We start from the raw sequence: 4,646 nt of genomic DNA, 5'->3' as shown, positions 1-4,646 counted from the left end.
GCCTCGGCCAAAAACATTGAGGAAGTGGCTTTATACATCAGTAAAACCGCCTTTGTTGACGTTCGCACCAACATTGCTTCCCAGGTGATTAAAGGGGCTGATCTGAAAACCATGAACGGCATTCAGATGCAGGTAACGGTACCGAAACTGACACCGACGCAAAATTTTGTATTTGCCCGTGTCAAACTGAAAGTCAGTGGGGTAGAAGACCCAATTTTTTCGCCCATCCAAAAAGTGACCTATTGATCAATGCTTCCCGGAAGCGTCAACCCTTTCGGGAAGTTTTTTTAGTAACGGTTGGTTTTGCTTCCCATTTGTAAAACTTTTCTACTGCCTTTTTATTCCAGATGACCTGCGTCAATCCGCTTCAGATTCATACATTTCCCGTACCGCAACCCGGCAAAAAGCCGATCTATTTTGATGATCAAAAGCCGACGAAGTTTTTAGGAGATGAGTTGAAACGAACAAGATGGTACTTTTACTGGTAATAGTTCTAGTTTTCAATCCTCTCAAACACTATTGTCTGGTTTCATGCGGAAGCTGTCCAAATCTCTCAAACAAAAAAGTCTCCTGATACTGGCCCTGGCGGGTGCTGCTTTCGGAGCCGATGCTCAGAAAACCTCGGGTAACCCCATTTTCCCGGGCTGGTATGCTGATCCGGAAGGCGTAATTTTCGGGAAGACGTACTGGGTCTATCCCACGTACTCGGCTCCCTACAATAAGCAGGTACACATGGATGCTTTTTCTTCGCCGGATCTGGTGACCTGGAAAAAACATCCCAATATCATTGATACCAGTGCGGTAAAATGGGCCAAACGGGCGTTGTGGGCTCCGGCCATCATTGAGAAAAAAGGCAAGTACTACCTGTTTTTCGGAGCTAATGACATTCAGAATGATCAGGAAAAAGGAGGCATTGGCGTAGCCGTGGCCAACAAGCCTTCCGGACCATTTAAGGATCTGCTGGGCAAACCCCTCGTCGATAAATTCCACAACGGTGCCCAGCCCATCGATCAGTTTGTATTCAAGGATAAAGACGGGAAGTATTACCTCATTTACGGCGGCTGGCGACACTGTAATATCGCCCAGTTGAAAGAAGATTTCAGCGGATTCATTCCGGCCGAGGATGGTTCGACCTTCAAGGAAATTACACCGGAGAACTACGTCGAAGGCCCGATCATGTTCATTCGGAATGGTAAGTATTACTTCATGTGGTCCGAAGGTGGCTGGACCGGCCCGAACTATTCCGTGGCGTATGCCATCGCCGATTCACCGTTTGGTCCCTTCAAACGAGCCGGTAAAATTTTGCAGCAGGATGCGAAAGTGGCCACCGGAGCGGGGCACCATTCGGTCATTCAGCGGCCCGGTACGGATGAGTGGTACATCATCTACCACCGTCGTCCACTGGGAGAAACCGACGCCAATCACCGCGTAACCTGTATCGAACGCATGTATTTCGATGAAAAAGGCGAAATCAAACCCGTGAAAATCACGTTCGAAGGTGTTCCGGCTCAGAAAGTCAAATAACCTTGTAAATCAAAGTTCTGACCTGTCATAAGTTACGATCTGTTTAACCTGAGACCCCGCCCGGGGTTATACCCCGGGCTATCTATCTAAAGTATTCTTTGGGTTTGGTAAGTGATGATTTATTTGATAAAGCATAAAAGTCTGTTTTCCGTCCCGCTAGGATGGCTGATCATTTAGTCCGTATACATTCCATGTCGGCACGCCCACCGCTCTTTTTATCCTGCTCAAGGCCACCGCATTGCGGATAAAAAAGGCGGCTTGAGCCCGGCATGGAATGCGATAGGACGGGGCCTGGATTTATGTCGTCCATGAGGGTTTTCGACAATCACCAACTGTTGATAATTAATCAATTATTATTAACTCCCAGAAGAAGAAAGCCTCTCCCGCGTATCAGCCATTCCATGGGACCGCGGAACGACCTACGATAGCTGCAATGCGGTGGATTACAGCAGGCTATCGCCCGGCATGGAATGCTGATACGCTACCGAACAGCCGTGCCAACGGGACCAAACTCAGTCGAGGTGAATAACGAAGCTCCAAAAGAGCAACACGCCATGGAATGGAAAAAAGGTAGGCTACTAACCACCCATGCCTGCGGGACCAAATGGTGTCTGTTCAAAGCGGCCTAATTAAATGATCTTTAACTCCTGTCAACCGATCCCTTTTACGTAAACTGCTTTATTATTTTTCCCTATTTACTATGAAAAAACACCTTTTACTGCTGGCCGCTCTGGCCGCGGGTGGCTGGGCCCAGGCCCAGGTAGGACGGGCCCCGGCGTACCCACTGCTTACGCACGATCCGTATTTTAGTGTCTGGTCAACGACCGACGAACTGACGGCTTCACCCACGAAACACTGGACCGGTGCTGATCAACCCTTGCTGGGCGTTCTAACCGTAGATGGCGTCAATTATCGATTCCTGGGGCAAGAGGCAAAAGGCTACGAAACCATCCTGCCTACAGCGGATGAAATGGCGTACTCTGTTCAGTACACCGAAAAAGAACCCAAAAGCGGCTGGAATACGCTGAACTTTTCAGATAGCGACTGGAAAACGGGCAAAGCCCCCTTCAGCGATGACAAGAACCAGGCCGCTACGCTCTGGAAAAGCGAAGACCTCTGGACCCGCCGGAGCTTCACGCTCAAGCAGGTTCCTACGAGTCAAGTATACCTGAAAATCCAGCACGACGACAACATCGAAGTCTATCTGAACGGAGAAAAAGTCTACACGCACAAGGGCTGGATCACCAAAGTCAACTACATTCCCATTCAGTCCAAACTGAAAGCCGGAAAGAACGTACTGGCCATTCACGTCGCCAACACAGCGGGTGGTGCCTGGTTGGACGCGGGCTTGTCGAGAGAAATGCGTTCGAATGAAAAAACGACGATGCAGGCGGCCACGCAGAAGAGCATGGATTTTACCGCTACGCAAACCAAGTATTCGTTTACGTGTGGTAAAGTAGATCTGGACGTATCCTTTGCTTCGCCGCTGTTAATGAATGACTTAACGTTGTACGCTCGTCCGGTTTCTTACGTGACGTATCGCGTAAAAGCTAATGACGGAGCCGCTCACCAGGTAAACTTCTACTTTGGCGTATCGAGCAGTCTGGCGACCAACGTACCCACGCAGCCCGTAACGGCGACAACGGCCTCAAACAACGATTACGTCGCTTTAAAAACCGGAACGAAAGAGCAGGCCATCCTGAAAAAGAGTGGCGATGACCTTCGCATCGACTGGGGTTATCTGTACGTGGCGGCTCCCAAGCAGAACCAGGCCGTTCAGACCGTAAGTACGCTGCCTTCCCTGAAAGCTCAGCGTTCGATGATCACGGAAGGTAAATCCCTATTTCTGAATACAATCGTCAATCTGGGATCGGTGAATGCTACACCTAAAGAGCAGTTTTTGACGGTGGCTTACGACGACATTGAGTCGATTCAATACTTCGGTACGAACCTAAAGCCATGGTGGAAAGAAAACGGATCGACTATTGAGCGGGAAATTACCACGGCCATCAAGGATTATAAATCGGTGATCGAAAAGTGTAACGACTTCGATCGCCAGGTCTATGCCGATGCCAAAAAGTCGGGCGGAGAAGAGTACGCCAAGCTGTGTGTACTGGGCTATCGTCAGGCGGCGGCGGCTCATAAGCTGGTGAAGAGTCCGCAGGGTGACATTCTGTATCTGTCGAAGGAAAACTTCAGTAATGGCTGTATCAACACCGTGGACGTTACGTATCCTTCGGCTCCGCTGTATTTGTTGTACAACCCCGACCTGCTGAAAGGTATGCTCAACGGTATTTTCTACTACAGCGAAAGTGGTAAATGGACGAAGCCTTTTGCGGCTCACGATCTGGGTACGTACCCGTTGGCGAATGCACAGGTGTACGGCGAAGACATGCCCGTGGAAGAATCCGGCAACATGATTATTCTGACGGCGGCGATTGTGAAAGCCGAAGGTAAACCCGATTACGCCCGCAAGCACTGGAAAACGCTGACGACCTGGGCTGATTATCTGCTGAAAGATGGATTCGATCCGGCCAATCAACTCTGTACGGATGACTTCGCTGGTCACCTGGCCCGCAATGCGAACCTTTCGGTAAAAGCGATTGTCGGCTTGGGCTGCTACGCAATGATGGCTGAGCAACTGGGCGAAAAGGCCACCGCTGAAAAGTACCGCAAGAGTACCGAAGAGATGGTACAGAAGTGGATGCAAATTGCCGACGACGGCGATCACTACGCACTGACCTTCGATAAAAAAGGAACCTGGAGCCAGAAATACAACCTGGTATGGGATAAAGTACTGGGACTGAAACTGTTCCCGCAGTCGGTGTACGAAAAAGAAATCAAGTACTACCTGACGAAGCAGAATAGCTATGGCTTACCCCTCGACAGCCGCAAGACGTACACGAAATCCGACTGGATTGTATGGACGGCAACGCTAACGGATAATCAGGCTGATTTTGACGCTCTCGTGAAGCCGCTGCTGAAGTACGCTCATGAAACCTCGTCTCGCGTACCCATCAGCGACTGGCACGAAACTACCGATGGTAAAAAGGTTGGTTTCCAGGCCCGGAGCGTAGTAGGGGGATATTTTATGAAACTACTCAACGATAAAATGAAGTAGT

The 4,646-nt window shown here is 49.7% G+C and carries 3 protein-coding genes; all 3 read left to right on the top strand.

Going from position 1 to position 4,646, the window contains the following annotated elements; all coding sequences use genetic code 11:
- The coding region (locus tag ACOJTG_RS04685; RefSeq protein ID WP_420152753.1) for a DUF3823 domain-containing protein at positions 1-246 on the top strand (246 nt) is incomplete at its 5' end.
- Positions 247-531: 285 nt separating this feature from the next.
- The gene (locus ACOJTG_RS04680) at positions 532-1,524 is read left to right on the top strand and encodes a glycoside hydrolase family 43 protein (RefSeq protein ID WP_420152752.1); all 993 of its coding nucleotides are present in this window, start codon (positions 532-534) and stop codon (positions 1,522-1,524) included.
- Positions 1,525-2,224: 700 nt separating this feature from the next.
- A complete protein-coding gene (locus ACOJTG_RS04675; protein ID WP_420152751.1) occupies positions 2,225-4,645 on the top strand; it encodes a glutaminase domain-containing protein in 2,421 nt (806 codons plus the stop codon).
- Position 4,646 lies beyond the last annotated feature (1 nt).

It is taken from the genome of Siphonobacter sp. (genome assembly GCF_048595215.1).
In the GTDB taxonomy this organism is placed as follows: domain Bacteria; phylum Bacteroidota; class Bacteroidia; order Cytophagales; family Spirosomataceae; genus Siphonobacter.
This window is presented reverse-complemented; position numbering and strand designations above follow the sequence as displayed.

What these genes read in the sequence shown, in the direction of transcription:
- ACOJTG_RS04680 (WP_420152752.1), top strand. Translation starts at nt 532, where the DNA reads ATGCGGAAGCTGTCCAAATCTCTCAAACAAAAAAGTCTCCTGATACTG.
- ACOJTG_RS04675 (WP_420152751.1), top strand. Translation starts at nt 2,225, where the DNA reads ATGAAAAAACACCTTTTACTGCTGGCCGCTCTGGCCGCGGGTGGCTGG.